13 protein-coding genes are annotated in these 17,610 nt (G+C 67.5%); 7 read left to right on the top strand and 6 right to left on the bottom strand.

All coding sequences use genetic code 11. From position 1 onward, the window contains the following. Positions 1–43: 43 nt before the first annotated feature. The gene (locus A5648_RS12145) at positions 44–1,246 is read left to right on the top strand and encodes a CoA transferase (RefSeq protein WP_065024784.1); all 1,203 of its coding nucleotides are present in this window, start codon (positions 44–46) and stop codon (positions 1,244–1,246) included. Positions 1,247–1,263: 17 nt separating this feature from the next. After that, positions 1,264–1,719 carry a MaoC family dehydratase gene (locus A5648_RS12140; protein WP_064853767.1) on the top strand — a complete coding sequence of 152 codons (456 nt, stop codon included), beginning with the start codon at positions 1,264–1,266 and terminating at the stop codon, positions 1,717–1,719. Here the strand turns inward: A5648_RS12140 and A5648_RS12135 are convergent. Further along, entirely contained in the window at positions 1,707–2,759 is a 1,053-nt protein-coding gene (locus A5648_RS12135) for a MinD/ParA family ATP-binding protein (RefSeq protein WP_082966452.1), read from the bottom strand. The genes A5648_RS12140 and A5648_RS12135 overlap by 13 nt on opposite strands. Before the next feature lie 103 nt (positions 2,760–2,862). Further along, positions 2,863–4,287 carry a type I glutamate--ammonia ligase gene (gene glnA, locus A5648_RS12130; RefSeq protein WP_065024782.1) on the bottom strand — a complete coding sequence of 475 codons (1,425 nt, stop codon included), beginning with the start codon at positions 4,285–4,287 and terminating at the stop codon, positions 2,863–2,865. A gap of 261 nt (positions 4,288–4,548) precedes the next feature. Here glnA and gltB point away from each other — a divergent pair, with 261 nt between their 5' ends. Further along, complete coding sequence (gene gltB, locus A5648_RS12125; protein WP_065024781.1) at positions 4,549–9,144, top strand: glutamate synthase large subunit; 4,596 nt, start codon at positions 4,549–4,551, stop codon at positions 9,142–9,144. Then, on the top strand, positions 9,137–10,588 hold the full coding sequence (locus tag A5648_RS12120) for a glutamate synthase subunit beta (protein WP_065024780.1): 1,452 nt from the start codon (positions 9,137–9,139) through the stop codon (positions 10,586–10,588). The genes gltB and A5648_RS12120 overlap by 8 nt, the downstream gene beginning before the upstream one ends. Positions 10,589–10,978: 390 nt before the next feature. On the opposite strand, the gene A5648_RS12115 is transcribed toward A5648_RS12120, so the two are convergent. After that, positions 10,979–11,845 (bottom strand): LLM class F420-dependent oxidoreductase, encoded by an 867-nt coding sequence (locus tag A5648_RS12115; RefSeq protein WP_065024779.1) that lies wholly within the window; start codon positions 11,843–11,845, stop codon positions 10,979–10,981. A 145-nt stretch (positions 11,846–11,990) separates the two neighbouring features. Here A5648_RS12115 and A5648_RS12110 point away from each other — a divergent pair, with 145 nt between their 5' ends. Beyond that, positions 11,991–12,416 carry a hypothetical protein gene (locus tag A5648_RS12110; protein ID WP_065024846.1) on the top strand — a complete coding sequence of 142 codons (426 nt, stop codon included), beginning with the start codon at positions 11,991–11,993 and terminating at the stop codon, positions 12,414–12,416. Between the two features lie 7 nt (positions 12,417–12,423). Here A5648_RS12110 and A5648_RS12105 read toward each other — a convergent pair whose 3' ends face one another. After that, positions 12,424–13,059 (bottom strand): TetR/AcrR family transcriptional regulator, encoded by a 636-nt coding sequence (locus A5648_RS12105; RefSeq protein ID WP_065024778.1) that lies wholly within the window; start codon positions 13,057–13,059, stop codon positions 12,424–12,426. A gap of 76 nt (positions 13,060–13,135) precedes the next feature. Here A5648_RS12105 and A5648_RS12100 point away from each other — a divergent pair, with 76 nt between their 5' ends. Both A5648_RS12100 and A5648_RS12095 read left to right on the top strand, forming a co-directional pair. Beyond that, positions 13,136–14,605 carry a flavin-containing monooxygenase gene (locus A5648_RS12100; protein WP_065024777.1) on the top strand — a complete coding sequence of 490 codons (1,470 nt, stop codon included), beginning with the start codon at positions 13,136–13,138 and terminating at the stop codon, positions 14,603–14,605. A gap of 162 nt (positions 14,606–14,767) precedes the next feature. Next, positions 14,768–16,327 (top strand): HNH endonuclease signature motif containing protein, encoded by a 1,560-nt coding sequence (locus A5648_RS12095; protein ID WP_065024776.1) that lies wholly within the window; start codon positions 14,768–14,770, stop codon positions 16,325–16,327. On the opposite strand, the gene A5648_RS12090 is transcribed toward A5648_RS12095, so the two are convergent. Together A5648_RS12090 and rraA are read right to left on the bottom strand one after the other, a co-directional pair. Further along, the gene (locus A5648_RS12090; protein WP_065024775.1) at positions 16,324–17,043 is read right to left on the bottom strand and encodes a YggS family pyridoxal phosphate-dependent enzyme; all 720 of its coding nucleotides are present in this window, start codon (positions 17,041–17,043) and stop codon (positions 16,324–16,326) included. The genes A5648_RS12095 and A5648_RS12090 overlap by 4 nt on opposite strands. 5 nt (positions 17,044–17,048) lie before the next feature. Continuing rightward, entirely contained in the window at positions 17,049–17,522 is a 474-nt protein-coding gene (gene rraA / locus A5648_RS12085; RefSeq protein WP_065024845.1) for a ribonuclease E activity regulator RraA, read from the bottom strand. Positions 17,523–17,610 lie beyond the last annotated feature (88 nt).

The raw sequence follows: 17,610 nt of genomic DNA, 5'->3' as shown, positions 1-17,610 counted from the left end.
GTAGGCCTATAGTCGACGTAATCATCGACGCAAGGAGCAGGTCATGCAGCCGACTGCGCCGCGACCGCTGGCCGGGGTGCGCGTCATCGAGATCGCCAGTTTCGTCGCCGTGCCGCTGGCCGGAATGACGCTGGCACAGCTGGGCGCCGACGTGGTGCGGGTCGACCCGGTCGGCGGGGCGGCCGACTACCGCCGCTGGCCGGTCGCCGAAGACGGCACATCCATTTACTGGACCGGGCTCAACAAGGGCAAGCGTTCGGTGGTCGCCGACCTGCGCGCGCCGGAAGGGCAGCACCTGGTGCGGCGCCTGATCGCCGAAAGCGGTGTGGTGCTGACGAATATGGCGGGCCGGCAATGGCTTTCGTTCGACACTCTGGTGTCCGAACGCCCTGACCTGATCCACCTCGAGGTGCTCGGACGCGCCGACGGCTCGACGGCCGTCGACTACACCGTGAACGCGGCGACCGGCTTTCCGCTGGTGACCGGCCCGGCGGCCTATGGCGCACCGATCAACCACGTGCTGCCGGCGTGGGATATCGCCTGCGGGCTGCACGGCGCGCTGGCGGTGGTCGCCGCGCTGCACCGCCGGGACCGCACCGGCGAGGCCTGCCGGATCCGGTTGGCCTTGGAGGACGTCGCGTTGGGTACCGCCAGTGCGCTGGGTTTTCTCACCGAGGCGATGGTCAACGGCACCCGACGGGAGCGCATCGGCAACGCGCTCTACGGCCAGTACGGCCAGACCTTCACCGGCAGCGACGGGGCGTCCTTCATGGTCGTCACGCTGACCGACCGGCACTTCCGGGACCTGACCGAGCTGACCGGAACCACGAAGGTCATTGCCGCACTGGCCCAGGCGCGCGACATCGACTTCACCGATGAGGGCCAGCGCTTTCGGCACCGCGAGGTGCTGACCGGGCTGTTCAACGGCTGGTTCGCCGAGCGGACCGGCGCACAGATCGAAGCGGCCCTGGGTGGCACCTCGCTGCTGTGGGACCGCTACCGCAGCTTCGCCGAGGTGGCCGCCGACGAGCGGCTGCGCGACAACGCGATGTTCACGGCGCTGCATCAGCCCCGGGTCGGGGACTACCTGGCGGCCGGGCTGCCGGCGTCCCTCGACGGCGCCCACCCGCCCGCGGTGGCGGCGCCGGAGCTGGGTGCCGATACTGGGCAGGTGCTGGCCGAGCTGGGAATGAGCATCGACGAGATCGACCGACTGCGCCAAAACGGCACGGTGGCAACGGATTAAGTAAGGAGTGACAGCAGGTGCGTACCTTCCGATCGATCGAGGAACTCGCGGCATGCCAGGGCGAGCCGATCGGCCAGAGCGACTGGGTGACCATCACCCAGGACGCCGTCAACCTGTTCGCCGACGCGACCGGTGACCACCAGTGGATTCACGTCGACCCCGAGCGGGCCGCCGGCGGGCCGTTCGGGACCACGATCGCGCACGGGTATATGACGTTGGCCATGCTGCCGCAGCTGATGCACCAGATGTACCGCCTGGAGGGGGTCAAGCTGGCGATCAACTACGGACTGAACAAGGTGCGCTTCCCGGCGCCGGTGCCGGTCGGTTCCAAGGTCCGGGCCCAGACCTCGGTCGTCGAGGTGACCGACGCCGGCGGTGGCGCCCACCAGGTGACCTTGTCGACCACGGTGTCCATCGAGGGCGGTACGAAGCCGGCGTGCGTCGCCGAGAGCGTGGTGCGCTACATGCTCTGAGTCGGGCCGCTCTTGGTGTCCCGGCCGCCAGGCCGCGAGGAGAAGTGCCGCGCGACGATCGCCGCGATCTGCAGGAAGCGACGGCGGGTGGCCGGCGCCATCTCGCTGGTCAGGTCGATCACCCCGCCGGGCCGCAGGTGCGGGTCGAAGGGCACCTCGACCACCGCCTGACCGTGTTGGACGAACTGCGCGGTCAGCGCCGAGCGGGTTCGTTTGTCGGCGTGGCCGTCGGAGTCGTTGAGTACCACCACGCTGCGCTGCAGCAGACCGCCCTGGCCGCGGTCGGCCAGCCACTCCATGGTCTTGGCGGCCGCGCCGGCCCCGTCGGCCCACGGCGAGGACACCACGATCAGCGCGTCCAGGTCGCGCAGCGCCTCCTGGGTGACCGGCGAGTCCATCGTCGAACCGCAGTCGATGATCGAGATGGTGAAGTGCCGGTCCAGGCGCAGCGCCGCCTCCCGGTACAGCGCCGCGTCGAGGGTCCGGCGCCCACCCGCGGCCGGCTCGCCGATCAGCACGTACAGTCCCGCGGCGTTGGCGCCCACCCGGCTGCTGATGTCGGCGAACGACTGCATGCTCTGATCGGCGGCCAGGTCCCAGTAGGAGCTGGTGGCGCGCGGGTCGATGCGGCTACCGAGCCGGCCGAAGGCGGTGTCGGCATCGACGGCCACCACGTGGTCGGCCCGGCGCAGCGCGGCGAACACCGAACCGACGCTGGCCGCCACCGTCGTCTTGCCCACGCCGCCCTTGCCCAGGACGCCGACCTTGTAACTGCCGTTCGGCATGGACCGGATGGCCGCCTCGTAGGCGGCCTCCTCCCGCTCGGCCGGTGATGGACCCAGATTGACCAGCCCCAGCGTCGCGGACAGCACCAGGCGCCGCCAACCGCGGGCCGGGCGCGGCCGGGGCGGGGGACCCGGAGGCGGGTGCGGGTAAGGCGGGTGCTGCTGTGGTGGCGGTGCCCAAGGTTGGTGCTGCTGCTGCTGCTGGTACTGGTGCGGTGCGGGCCGACTGCGCCGGAAGTCGTCGTCGGGGTTCATAGGCTCCTTGAGGCATACGGCTACGGCACGGCCAACTGGCCCAATAGTCCTGCAGCTTAGTCGCGGAGGCGCCGATACCGGGTCAGCCTCGGGTCAGCTGTGCTCAGCAGTCGTAGTACAGCGCGAACTCGTAGGGGTGCGGGCGCAGGTTGATCGGGGCGATCTCGTGCTCGCGCTTGTAGTTGATCCAGGTTTCGATCAGGTCCGGGGTGAAAACGCCGCCTTCGGTGAGGTATTCGTGGTCGGCTTCGAGGTGGTCGATCACCTGGGACAACTGGGTGGGCGCCTGCGGGATGTCGGCGGCCTCGTCGGGCGGCAGTTCGTAGAGGTCCTTGTCGACCGGGGCGGCCGGCTCGATCTTGTTCTTCACGCCGTCGATGCCGGCCATCAGCATGGCGGCGAACGCCAGGTAGGGGTTGCCCGAGGAGTCCGGGCAACGGAACTCCAGCCGCTTGGCCTTCGGGTTGGTGCCGGTGATCGGGATGCGCACGCAGGCCGAACGGTTGCGCTGGCTGTAGACCAGGTTGATCGGCGCCTCGTAGTGCGGCACCAAGCGCTTGTAGGAGTTGATGGTGGGGTTGGTGAACGCCAGCAGCGACGGCGCGTGGTGCAGGATGCCGCCGATGTAGTACCGGGCGGCGTCCGACAGCCCGGCGTAACCGGCTTCGTCGTAGAACAGGGGTTCGCCGTCCTGCCAGACCGACTGGTGGACGTGCATGCCTGAGCCGTTGTCGCCGAAGAGTGGTTTGGGCATGAAGGTGACGGTTTTGCCGTGCGCCCAGGCGGTGTTCTTGATGATGTACTTGAACCGCATCAGGTCGTCGGCGGCGTGCAGCAGCGTGTTGAACCGGTAGTTGATCTCGGTCTGGCCGCCGGTGCCGACCTCATGGTGGCCGCGCTCGACCATGAAGCCGGCGTTGGTCAGGTTGGTGGTCATGGCGTCGCGCAGGTCGACGTACTGGTCATTGGGCGCCACCGGGAAGTAGCCGCCCTTGGGCCGGACCTTGTACCCGAGGTTGGGGCTGCCGTCCGACTCGGTGGGCCTACCGGTGTTCCACCAGCCGGCGACCGAATCCACCTGGTAGGACGAACCGTTGATCTGCGAGTCGAAGTTCACCGAGTCGAAGATGTAGAACTCGGCTTCGGCGCCGAAGTAGGCGGTGTCGGCGATGCCGGTGCTGGCGAGGTAGCTCTCGGCTTTGCGGGCGATGTTGCGCGGATCGCGCGAATAGGGCTCGCGGGTGAACGGGTCGTGCACAAAGAAGTTCAGATTGAGAGTTTTGGCCGCCCGGAACGGATCGATCCATGCGGTGTCCGGGTCGGGCAGCAGCAGCATGTCCGACTCGTGGATGGACTGGAAGCCGCGGATCGAGGAACCGTCGAACGCCAATCCATCGGTGAAGATGCTCTCGTCCAGCGCCGATGCCGGGATCGAGAAATGTTGCATCACACCTGGCAGATCGCAGAACCGAATGTCGACATACTCGACCGACTCTTCGGCGACGAGCTTGAATATATCGTCGGCCATCGTGGTCTCCTTTGCGCGCAGACAGCCAGACGATAGGCAGTCCACATTTCCTGGACATCATCTGGTTATTGCGTGCAGGTAACACAAAACGTGAGTATGAGCATTTGCTCAGCAGGTAGCACGCCGCCCAGATCCGGGTATATCGTGACGTTGCCTGTGCAAATTTCAGGCGAACCGCCCGTTCAACGTCGCACGGACCAACCCTCGATCGATCGTCTATGCCAGACGAATTGAGGCCGAAGTGCGAAGGGTCAGGTAGTGATGGCACCCAGCCGGGTCGGGCTCTACAACCCCGCGTTCGAACACGACGCGTGCGGGGTCGCCATGGTCGTCGACATCCACGGCCGGCGTAGCCGCAGTATCGTCGAGAAGTCGATCACCGCGCTGCTCAACCTCGAACACCGCGGCGCCGCCGGAGCCGAACCGCACAGCGGCGACGGCGCCGGCATCCTCATCCAGGTGCCGGACCAATTCCTGCGTGCGGTCACCGATTTCGAACTGCCCGACGAAGGCGCCTATGCCACCGGTATCGCATTCTTGCCGCAGTCGGCCAAAGACGCGGCGAACGCCTGCGCCGCGGTGGAGAAGATCGTCGAATCCGAAGGACTGCAGGTGCTCGGGTGGCGCGAGGTGCCGATCGACGACTCCTCGCTGGGCGCCCTGGCCCGCGACGCGATGCCGACCTTCCGGCAACTTTTCATCGGCGGGGCGTCCGGGATGGCCCTGGAGCGGCGCGCCTATGTGGTCCGTAAGCGCGCCGAACACGAGCTGGGCAGCAAGGGCCCCGGCCAGGACGGCCCGGGCCGGGAAACCGTCTATTTCCCAAGTCTTTCCGGCCGGACGATGGTCTACAAGGGCATGCTGACCACCCCGCAGCTCAAGGCCTTCTATCCCGATCTTGCCGACGAGCGCCTGCACAGTGCGCTGGGCATCGTGCATTCCCGGTTCTCCACCAACACCTTTCCGTCCTGGCCGCTGGCGCATCCGTTTCGGCGCATCGCGCACAACGGGGAGATCAACACCGTCACCGGCAACGAGAACTGGATGCGGGCCCGCGAGGCGCTGATCCGCACCGACGTCTTCGGTGACGGGAGCGCGGCCGACAAGCTGTTTCCGATCTGCACCCCGGGTGCCTCCGACACGGCCCGATTCGACGAGGTGCTCGAACTGCTGCATCTGGGCGGCCGCAGTCTGCCGCACGCGGTGCTGATGATGATCCCGGAAGCCTGGGAGCGGCACGAGAATATGGACGGGCCTACTCGCGCCTTTTATGAGTACCACGATTCGCTGATGGAGCCCTGGGACGGCCCGGCCTCGATGACTTTCACCGACGGCACCCTGGTGGGCGCGGTGCTGGACCGCAATGGTCTGCGGCCGTCGCGGATCTGGGTCACCGACGACGGACTGGTGGTGATGGCCTCGGAAGCGGGCGTGCTCGACCTGGATCCGGCCACCGTGGTGCGTCGGCAACGGCTGCAGCCCGGCCGGATGTTTTTGGTGGACACCGCCGCCGGCCGGATCATCTCCGACGCCGAGATCAAGTCGACGCTGGCCGCCGAGCGCCCCTACCAGCAGTGGATCGACGAGGCCCTGATTGGAATCGATGAGCTGCCGCCCGGTGACGCACCGCGAATGGAACGCCATCGGATCCTGTTGCGCCAACAGGTGTTCGGCTATACCTACGAAGAACTGAACCTGTTGCTCGCGCCGATGGCCCGCACCGGCGCCGAGCCGATCGGGTCGATGGGCACCGACACCCCGGTGGCAGTGCTGTCGGCGCGGCCGCGCATGCTGTTCGACTACTTCCAGCAGATGTTCGCCCAGGTCACCAATCCGCCGCTGGACGCCATCCGCGAAGAGGTGATCACCAGCCTGCAGGGCGCCGTCGGGCCCGAGGGCGACCTGCTCGAGACCGGAGAACCCACGTGGCGGCAGGTCGTGTTGCCCCAGCCGATCCTGAGCAACGCCGACCTGGCGAAGCTGGTCAGCCTGGACCCCGATGGGCGCATCGGCTCCCGGGGCCGGCACGGCCTGTCCACGGCCGTAATCCACTGCCTGTATCCGGTCGCCGAGGGCGGCGCCGGGTTGCGCGAGGCGTTGCGGCAGGTCTGCGCCCGGGCGTCGGCGGCGATCGACGACGGCGCCTGTTTCATCGTGATCTCCGACCGGGAATCCGACGAGACGATGGCACCCATCCCGTCGCTGCTGGCCACCTCGGCGGTGCATCACCATCTGGTCGCCGAACGCACCCGCACCAAAGTGGGCCTGGTGGTGGAATCCGGCGACGCGCGCGAGGTGCACCACCTGGCGGCGCTGCTGGGTTTCGGCGCCGCCGCCGTCAACCCCTACCTGGCCTTCGAGTCCGTCGAGGACATGCTGGATCAGGGTCTGATCGAAGGGCTCGACCACGAGAAGGCGGTTTACAACTACGCCAAGGCCGCCGCCAAGGGCGTGCTGAAGGTGATGTCCAAGATGGGTATTTCCACCCGCGCCTCCTACACCGGCGCGCAGCTGTTCCAGCCGGTGGGCATCTCCCAGGATGTGCTCGACGAATACTTCGCCGGCCTGTACTGCCCGATCGGCGGCATCAGCCTCGATGACATCGCCGCCGACGTCGCCGCCCGCCACCGGCTGGCCTACCTCGACCGGCCCGAGGAGCGGGCCCACCGGCAGCTGCCGGTGGGCGGCGAGTATCAGTGGCGCCGCGAGGGGGAGTACCACCTGTTCAACCCCGAGACGGTGTTCAAACTGCAGCACTCCACCCGCACCGGGCAGTACGCCGTCTTCAAGGAGTACACCGCGCTGGTCGATGATCAAAGTGAGCGACTGGCCACCCTGCGCGGTCTGCTGAAGCTCAAAACCGGGGTACGGCAGCCGGTTCCGATCGAGGAGGTGGAACCGGCCACCGAGATCGTCAAGCGGTTCGCGACCGGCGCGATGAGTTACGGCTCGATCTCCGCTGAGGCGCACGAGACCCTGGCGATCGCGATGAACCGGATCGGCGGCCGGTCCAACTGCGGCGAGGGCGGTGAGCACGCCGACCGATACCTGCGCGAGCCGAACGGAGACTGGCGGCGCAGCGCGATCAAACAGGTCGCCTCGGCCCGATTCGGGGTCACCAGCGACTACCTGGTCAACTGCACGGACTTACAGATCAAGATCGCCCAGGGCGCCAAACCCGGTGAGGGCGGCCAACTCCCGGGCAACAAGGTGTATCCCTGGATCGCCGAGGTTCGGCACGCCACCCCCGGCGTCGGGCTGATCTCGCCCCCGCCGCACCACGACATCTACTCCATCGAGGACCTCAAACAGCTGATCCACGACCTGAAGAACGCCAACCCGGACGCCCGCATCCACGTCAAGCTGGTCGCGGAGAACGGTGTCGGGACGGTGGCCGCCGGGGTGTCCAAGGCGCACGCCGACGTGGTGCTGATCTCCGGGCACGACGGCGGCACCGGAGCGGCGCCGCTGACCTCGCTCAAGCACGCCGGGGCGCCCTGGGAGCTGGGGCTGGCCGAGACCCAGCAGACGTTGCTGCTCAACGGCCTTCGGGACCGGATCGTGGTGCAGGTGGACGGTCAGCTCAAGACCGGCCGCGACGTGGTGATCGCCGCTCTGCTCGGCGCCGAGGAATTCGGCTTCGCCACCGCACCGCTGGTGGTGTCGGGTTGCATCATGATGCGGGTCTGCCACCTGGACACCTGCCCGGTCGGGGTCGCCACCCAGAACCCGGAGTTGCGCAGCCGGTTCAACGGCCAACCCGAGTTCGTCGAGAACTTCTTCTGGTTCATCGCCGAGGAGGTGCGCGAATACCTTGCGGCGCTGGGCTTCCGCACCCTCAACGAAGCGGTCGGTCAGGTGGGCGCGCTGGACACCACGTTGGCCCGGGCGCACTGGAAGGCCCACAAGCTGGATCTCGATCCGGTGCTGCACGAGCCGGAGTCCGCCTTCATGAACCAGGACCTGTACTGCAGCTCCGGGCAGGACCACGGGCTGGACAAGGCGCTGGATCAGCAGTTGATCGTGATGAGCCGCGAGGCGCTCGACTCGGGCACCCCGGTCCGGTTCACCTCCGCGATCTCCAACGTCAACCGGACCGTCGGGACCATGCTCGGCCACCAGGTGACCAAAGCTTATGGCGCTCAGGGCCTGCCGGCTGGCACCATCGACATCACCTTCACCGGGTCGGCCGGCAACAGCTTCGGGGCTTTCCTGCCGCCCGGGATCACCCTGCGGGTGTTCGGTGACGCCAACGACTATGTCGCCAAGGGCCTGTCGGGTGGCCGGATCACGATCCGGCCACCGACCGATGCACCCGGCGGTTACGTCGCCGAGGACAACATCATCGGCGGCAACGTGATCCTGTTCGGCGCCACCAGCGGTGAGGTGTTCCTGCGCGGGGTGGTCGGCGAACGGTTCGCGGTGCGCAACTCCGGGGCGCATGCCGTGGTGGAGGGCGTCGGCGACCACGGCTGCGAATACATGACCGGCGGCAAAGTGGTGGTGCTGGGCCGCACCGGGCGCAACTTCGCCGCCGGGATGTCCGGAGGAATCGCTTACGTGTACGACCCGAACGCCGAACTTCCGGGCCGGCTCAATACCGAGATGGTGGAGCTGGATTCCTTCGATGATTTCGACGGCGACGACATCAGCTGGCTGCGCGGCATCCTGGCCGCCCACGCCGAGGCCACCGACTCCGCACCCGCGCACGCCATCCTGGCCGACTGGCAAACCCATCGTCACCACTTCGTCAAGGTGATGCCGCGCGACTACCGGCGGGTGCTCGCCGCGGTGGCCGAGGCGAAGGCGAGCGGCGCTGACCCGAACGAGGCGATCATGGCGGCGGCTCATGGCTGACCCGAAAGGCTTCCTCAAACTCCCGCTGCGTGTGCTGCCGTCGCGCCGCCCCGTCGCCGAGCGAGTCGGCGACTGGAACGAGGTGTATCAGGACTTCGCCGAGGACACCCTGCGCGAGCAGGCCGGGCGGTGCATGGACTGCGGTATCCCGTTCTGCCACACCGGCTGTCCGCTGGGCAATCTGATCCCGGAATGGAACGACCTGGTTCGCACCGGACGCTGGCGTGATGCGTTCGACCGGCTGCACGCCACCAACAACTTTCCGGACTTCACCGGGCGGCTCTGTCCGGCCCCGTGCGAGCCGGCCTGCGTGCTGGGTATCAACCAACCACCGGTGACGATCAAGCAGATCGAATACGAGATCGTCGAACGCGGATTCAAAGAAGGTTGGGCACAACCGATCCCACCGTCAGTCCGAACCGGCAAGGCCGTCGCGGTGGTGGGCTCCGGGCCGGCCGGGCTGGCCGCCGCACAGCAGCTCACCAGGGCCGGACACACGGTGACGGTGTTCGAGCGCGACGACCGCATCGGTGGGCTGCTGCGGTATGGCATACCGGAATTCAAGATGGAGAAGCGCATCGTCGACCGGCGGCTGGAACAGATGGCCGGCGAGGGAACGGTGTTCCGCACGGGCGTGAACGTCGGCGTGGATGTGACAGCCGCTCAGTTGCGCCGCGACTTCGACGCCGTGGTGCTGGCCGGCGGGGCCACCGCATGGCGCGACCTGGCGATCCCCGGCCGGGAGCTCGACGGCATTCACCAGGCGATGGAGTACCTGCCGTGGGCCAACCGGGTGCAGGCCGGGGACCTGTCCGAGCCGCCGATCACCGCGCACGGCAAGAAGGTGATCATCATCGGCGGTGGCGACACCGGCGCCGACTGCCTGGGCACCGTGCACCGCCAGGGCGGCACCTGCGTGCACCAGTTCGAGATCATGCCGCGTCCGCCGGAAACCCGTGACCCGTCCACGCCGTGGCCGATGTGGCCGCTGATCATGCGGGCGTCGGCGGCGCACGAGGAGGGTGGCGACCGGGTGTTCTCGGTCAACACCGAGGAATTCCTCGGTCGCGACGGTCACGTCACCGGGCTGCGGGCCCACGAGGTCCGCCGCGGGGCCGGCGGTTTCGAGAAGGTGGACGGCACCGACTTCGAGCTGGAAGCTGATCTGGTGCTGCTGGCGATGGGTTTCGTCGGCCCGGAACGGTCGGCGCTGCTTAGTGACTTGGGGGTGGAATTCACCGCGCGCGGCACCGTGGAGCGCGACGCGGAGTTCGCCACCGCGGTGCCGGGTGTCTACGTCGCAGGGGACATGGGGCGCGGGCAGTCGCTGATCGTCTGGGCGATCGCCGAGGGCCGTGCCGCCGCGGCGGCCGCCGACCGGTATCTGATGGGCGCCACGGCGTTGCCCGTCCCGATCGCGTCGACCGCGGCGCCGATCCACTGAGGCAGCTTCCTCCTGGAACCGCAACCGTCACTTAAGTAACTTCTGTATCACATTCCGGCGCGTCGGGTGTTGTTTGCCACCACAGCGGTGTCTAATGGTCAGCAATGTGCGCCGCGTTAACAATGTGTTGACCTGGTCCGCGTTATTCCAATCTGGTCCGAACCGGGGCGGGGGTCTTTCACCGTGTACGTCAACCCGATATATCGATACCGGATGGGCCGAATGGCCTGGTCACTGCTGCGGTATCCGCGCCGCAGCCGTGAGTTTCCGGCCAAGCACGAGCGCCTGATCACGGCCGACGAACTGCTGCGCTACGCGACGTAGGTTCTTCCGGGCTTCACCGGGCCCTGCGCCTGAAAAGTTTGCTACGCGTTATCCGGGCGGGATCCCTCATGCGCCGGGGTCGCCCGGCTTCAGCAGCCCGGAATCGCGGATCGCTTCGGCCAACGGTTCGAGCACCGCCGGGTCATAGGGCACCGGTAGATAGACGATCGCCAGGTCCAGTCCCTCGGCGCCGAGTGCCGCGGCGTCCTCGACCACCTTGCGGTAGTCATGGTCGGGGTCCAGGCGCAGATGCGCAGACAGGGTGATCTCGCCCGGGTCGCGGCCGATGTCGGCGCAGTGACCGGCCAACACATCGCGCTTGCGGGCGAACTCGGCCGGCGTGCCCCCGACGAAGTTCCAATGCTGGGCATACCGCGCGGTGATCTTCAGGGTGCGCTTCTCCCCGCTGCCGCCGATGCAGATCGGGGGGTGCGGGCGTTGCGGGCCCTTGGGCTCGTTGCGCGCGTTGTCCAGTTGGTAGTAGGTGCCGGAGAAGGTGGTGGTCTCGGTGCTCAACAGGCTGACCAGGACTTCACACGCCTCCTCGAAGCGATCGAAGCGCTCGCGGATGCTGCCCAGCTCGATCCCGTAGGCGCCGGACTCCTCCTCGTTCCACCCCGCGCCGATACCCAACTCCAGCCGGCCCCCGGAGATGATGTCGAGCGCGGCGGCCATATTGGCCAACACGGCGGGATGACGGTAGTGGATGCCGGTGACCAAGGTGCCCAGCCGCAGCCGGGTGGTGGCCTGGGCCAGCGCCGTCAGCGTCGTCCAGCCCTCCAGGCACGGCCCGGTCGAGTCGGTGAAGATCGGGTAGAAGTGGTCGAAGGTCCAGCCGGACTCGTAGACGTCGATGTCGTCGGCGGCCTGCCAGACGGCCAGCATGTCGGCCCAGGTGGTGTTCTGCGGGGAGGTCTTGAACGCGAAGCGCATCCCGCCGACGTTAGTGCCTTTCTCCCGCGACCAGACGTGAAAGCGCCCATCGACGGCCCGATTTGGGGGCTTTCGCTGGGGGTGCCCCCGCTGGGGGACTGCGAGCGGAGGAAACCCAGCGCCCGATAGGCTCCCCGACGTGGACATGGTGATTCTGGGGATCGACACCAAGGTGACTCTGCTGGCGGCCGGGCTGATCTTCCTGCTGGCCCTGCTGCTGGGAGCATGGAAGTACCAGCAGATCGCCACCTCGGAGAACCATCAGGCCCACATCTACGTCGACATCGCCCACCGGGCGGCGCTGCTGTACTCCTTCGCCACGCTGCTGGTCGCGGTGTTCGTCGAGCTCAGCGGCTGGCCGACCTGGGTGAACATGACCGCGGCGATGGTGATGGTGTACTTCTTCGTCACCGCGATCGGCAGCTACATGCTGCACGGCGCGTTGCGCGACACCACCAACCAGTTCGAGAAGGCCGGCCCGCTGTTGAAGGTCGGCATGGTGTTGCTCATCGTCGGGGAGATCGGCGGTTTCGCGGTGCTGCTGGCCGGTTTCGGCGTCGGCGAGTTCTGACCCCGACTTACAGCGCTTCGCCGTAGATGCTGCTGACCCAGATGTGAGTCAGCGTGTCGACCACCCGGTCATGGGCGATCGACGGTTCCTCGGCGACCAAGGCGGCCATCATGGTGCGCTCGTTCATCTGATTCAGCGAGGTAGCCAGGTCCAGCGCGGGGATGGTGTGCGGCGCGGCGCCCCGCTCTCGCTCGGCGGTGATCATCGTCGCGGTCTGGTCGATCCATCTGCCCATGAAGCCGTTCCACATCGCCTTGAATTCCGGGCTGGTGGCCAGCGCCTCGGTGCCGGCCCGGGCGATCGCCCGATGCGAGCTGAATGCGATGAAGAACGCCTTGATACCGCTGCGCCAGATTCGGCGCGGGTCGGTCGGCAGCCGCTGCACCGCCCCGACGAACTCCGAGTCGGCGGCCGCGATCAGCGGCTCCAACAGGGAGAGCAGCACCGCGTCCTTGGACTTGAAATAGAAGTAGAAGGTGGGCCGGGAGATCCCGGCGCCCTTGGCCAGGTCGTCGACGGAGATCTCGGCCAGCGGCCGCTGCTCGAGCAGTCGTTCGGCGGTGGACAGGATCGCCAGCTCCCGGTCGTCGCCGGACGGCCGTGTCGCGCGGCGTCCATAACGGGTCGCATTGGGGCTGGCCATGGCCGCTACTTTACACGACGTCGACTAATTCAACAGGGTGTTGACCGACTCGACACCCCGTTGATAACCTGTCGGCATGACTGAACACCTCGATGTTGTGATCGTCGGCGCCGGCATCTCCGGCATCAGCGCGGCCTGGCACCTGCAGAACCGCTGCCCGAACAAGAGCTACGCGATCCTGGAGCGCCGCGACGACCTCGGTGGCACCTGGGATCTGTTCAAGTACCCGGGCATCCGCTCGGACTCCGACATGTTCACCCTCGGCTTCCGGTTCAAGCCGTGGCGCTCGGCCCACTCGATCGCCGACGGCGCCTCGATCAAGGCCTACATCAAGGAGGCGGCCGCCGAGAACGGCATCGACTCCCATATCCGCTACCGGCAGCACGTGGTGGCCGCCGACTGGTCCGACGCCGAGAACCGCTGGACCGTCACCGTGCAGAGCGACGGCAAGGAGAGCCAGCTCACCTGCTCGTTCCTGTTCGCCTGCAGCGGCTACTACAACTACGACGAGGGCTACTTGCCGAAGTTCGAAGGCGCCGAGGACTTCGAGGGCACCATCGTGCACCCGCAGCACTGGCCCGAGGACCTGGACTACGCGGGCAAGCGGGTGGTGGTGATCGGTTCCGGCGCCACCGCGGTGACGCTGATCCCGAGTCTGGTCAACACCGGTGCCGGCCACGTCACGATGCTGCAGCGCTCGCCGACCTACATCGGTTCGCTGCCGCTGGTCGACCCGTTCGCCGAGCGGGCGAACAAGCTGCTGCCCGCACACGCCGCGCACGTCGCCAACCGCTGGAAGGCGATCGGTTTTTCCACCTTCCAGTACCAGCTGTCGCGGCGCTTCCCGGCGTTCATGCGCAAGACGCTGCTCACGATGGCCCAGCGGCGGCTGCCGAAGGGCTACGACGTCGAGAAGCACTTCGGCCCGAGCTACAACCCCTGGGATCAGCGGCTGTGCCTGGCGCCCAACGGTGACCTGTTCAAGACGATCCGCAGTGGTAAGGCCGACGTCGTCACCGACACCATCGAGCGGTTCACCAAGACCGGCATCAAACTGAGCTCGGGCGAGGAACTGCCGGCCGACATCATCATCACCGCGACCGGTCTGAACCTGCAGCTGTTCGGCGGGGCCGACGTGCGGCGCAACGGTGAGTCCGTGGCGCTGACCGACACCATGGCCTACAAGGGGCTGATGCTCACCGGGCTGCCGAACATGGCGTTCACCATCGGCTACACCAACGCGTCCTGGACGCTCAAGGCCGACCTGGTCTCGGAATTCGTCTGCCGGGTGCTCAACTACATGGACGCCAACGGCTTCGAAACGGTGGTTCCGGGCCAGCCCGCCGGCGATATCGAGAACCGGCCGCTGATGGACTTCACCCCCGGCTACGTGCTTCGGGCCCTGGATTACCTGCCCAATGCGGGGTCGCGCGCGCCCTGGCGGCTCAAGCAGAACTACCTGCTGGACCTGCAGCTGATCCGGCGCGGCAAGGTCGACGACGACGTACTGCGCTTCACCAAGCAGCGCGCTGCCGTGAACGCCTAGTTGCGCTCGGGTACCGGCCGGCTCTGCCGGCCGGTACCGATGCGCTGGTAACGACGGCACGGACACTCGGTGTGGCGAGTTCCGATTCCTCATTGTCTTCTTAAAATGCTGATGCCTTGATCGGGCCGTTTTCTGTCGTACCGTCGCACTAGTGTTCGACGTATGGGCAGGGATGCGCTGGCAGATCGGGACACCATCATGGAGTGTCTCGATGCGGCTGAGGCGGCTAACGCCAGCTTGGCGCGGTGCTCGTTTGATGGGTTGAGCTCCGAAGAATTGGTGGAGGTACTGGTCCGCCGCGAAGCCTTGGCGTGGCAGGCGCCGGTAATCGATCACCAGATCCTGGCCCGGCTGGTGGCCGAGGGGCATTCGGAGGTGTTGGCGGGGTGCTCGCTGGCCAAGGCGCTGTCGGAGCGGTTACGGATCAGCACGAAAGAAACCCGGCGGCGCATCGATGAAGCCGCTGAGTTGGGCCCGCGCACCGCGATGACCGGTGAACCCCTGGAACCGGTACTGCGAGCGTTGGCGGCGGCCCAGGCTGCTGGTCAGGTCGGCCCGGAGCAGGTGGCGATCGCCCGCACGGCGATGGCCAAGATCCCCGCCGGGGTTTCGGCTGCGGTTCGCGAGCGCGCCGAGCGTGATCTGGCGGAGCTGGCCACCTTGTTCGCCCCGGAGACCTTTCAACGCCTGGCTGTTCATCTGATCGCTGTGCTGGATCAAGACGGCGACGAGCCCGACGACCGGGAACGCCAAGCCCGGCGCGGGCTGCGACTGGGACCGCAACGCCCCGACGGGATGAGCAGCCTCAGTGGCACGATCACGCCGGAGTTGCGAGCCACCATGGAGCCGGTGCTGGCCAAACTCGGCGCACCTGGGATGTGCAACAGTGCCGATGAGAAGCCCTGCGTGTCTGGCACGCCATCGCAGGAGCAGATTGAGCAGGATCACCGCACCCGCGAGCAACGCCAGCACGATGCGCTGTTGGCCGCCTTGCGGGCCACTCTGGCTTGCGGGGATCTCGGGCGGCTCAACGGCCTACCGGTCACGGTGATCGTCTCGGCCACTCTGGACCAGCTGCAGGCCGGCGCCGGCAAGGCCCACACCGCCGGCGGCAGCTTGTTGCCGATGGGTGATCTGCTGCGGATGGCTTCGCACGCCTACAACTATCTGACGATCTTCGACGGCCAGGGTCGGGCATTGTGGCTGGGCCGCACCAAGCGACTTGCTTCAGCGGATCAGCGCATCGTGCTGCACGCCCGCGACCGCGGCTGCACGCGGCCGGGCTGTACGGTCTCCGGGTATTTGAGCCAAGCCCATCACCTCGATGGCGATTGGGCCCGCAACGGGCAGACAGATGTGGACTCCCTGGCCCTGGCCTGCGCGCCGGACAACCGGATGGCCAGCGAGCAGGGCTGGACCACCCGGCTCGGCGAGGCCGGCCGGGTCGAATGGATCCCACCGCCCAAACTCGACCACGGCCAGCCCCGCGCCAACCCGTTTCACTTCATCGAATCGGTCATCGACTACCACCAGACGATCCGCTGCCGCGAACCCGACGATGATGTACCCGATCCGCAACCACCACCGGACTGGCCCGATCTCGACGAACCCCAACCCGGCGAACCCGGCTTCGACGAAGTTTTCGAAAGCCTCATGCGCAGCTACGACACCATCGACTACGGCGAACTCGCGCGCCAGTACGGCTACCCCGACGACGGCTAGCTGCGTTCCGGCCAGTAGTAGGAGTCGGGGTAGGGCCGGGCGCCGAAGATCGCGGTGCCGATCCGCACCTCGGTGGCGCCCTCGGCGATCGCCAGCGGGAAGTCCCCGCTCATTCCCATCGACAGCCGCGGCAGGTCGTGGCCGCGGGCCGCGGCGTCGTCGCGCAGCTGCCGCAACCGGCGAAAACAGCCGCGGACGACGTCGGCGTCGGAGGTGTTGATGGCCAACGTCATCAATCCCCGCACCCGCAACGTGGGGTAGCCGGCCAGCTCGTCGAGGAACGCCGGCAGCTGCTTGGGCTCCAGGCCGTACTTGCTCGGCTCGTCTGAGGTCTTGACCTGCACCAGCATGTCGATGACCCGGTTCTCGGCGCGCAGCTGCCGGTCCAGGGCCGCGGCCAGCTTGGGCCGGTCCAGCGACTGCACCTCGGCGGCCAGCCGCGCCACCATCCCGGCCTTGTTGGTCTGCAGGTGCCCGATCATCACCCAGTCGATCCCGCAGTCGGCCAGCGGCTCGTGCTTGTCCCGGATCTCCTGGACCTTGTTCTCGCCGAACCGGTGCAGCCCCAAACCGACGGCTTCGCGGATCGCCTCCGGTCCGAAGGTCTTGCTCACCGGCAGCACGGTGACCTCGCCGGGATCTCGGCCGGCGGCGCGGCAGGCGTCGTCGACCCGGTCCCGGAGCCGTTCCCAGCGCGCCCGCAGGCCGTCGTCCATCGGCGTTAGACGACGACGATGCCGTCGTCGTCGCTGTAAGCGGTCTCGCCGGGCACGAAAGCGATGCCGCCGAGTTCTACGACGACGTCTCGCTCGCCGGCACCGGTCTTGGTGCTCTTGCGGGGATTGGTGCCCAGCGCCTTGATGCCGATGTCGAGCGTGCGCAGTGTCGCGGCGTCGCGCACGGCGCCATGCACGATCAGCCCGGCCCACCCGTTGCTGCGGGCCAGCTCGGCGATCACATCACCGACCAGCGCGGTATGCAGCGAGCCGGCTCCGTCGATCACCAGCACCCCGCCGTCGCCGGGCTGCGACAGCACCGACTTGAGCAGCGCGTTGTCCTGGAAGCAGCGGACCGTGCTGATCCGGCCGGCGAACTCGGTGCGGCCGCCGCGGCTGAGCCCTTGAACGCAGGCTTTCGGCCCACCGCCGACCTGGTCGACGACATCGGCGCCGGCGTGCGCAGTTGCGACCTGCAGTTCCGCCAACTCGGCGGCCGCACCGAGTTCGCCGGCCGGATCAGCACGGTCCGCTGCTTCCAGGACAACGCGCTGCTCAAGTCGGTGC

The organism is Mycolicibacter sinensis, from assembly GCF_001673565.1.
Taxonomy (GTDB): Bacteria; Actinomycetota; Actinomycetes; order Mycobacteriales; family Mycobacteriaceae; genus Mycobacterium; species Mycobacterium sinense_C.
This window is presented reverse-complemented; position numbering and strand designations above follow the sequence as displayed.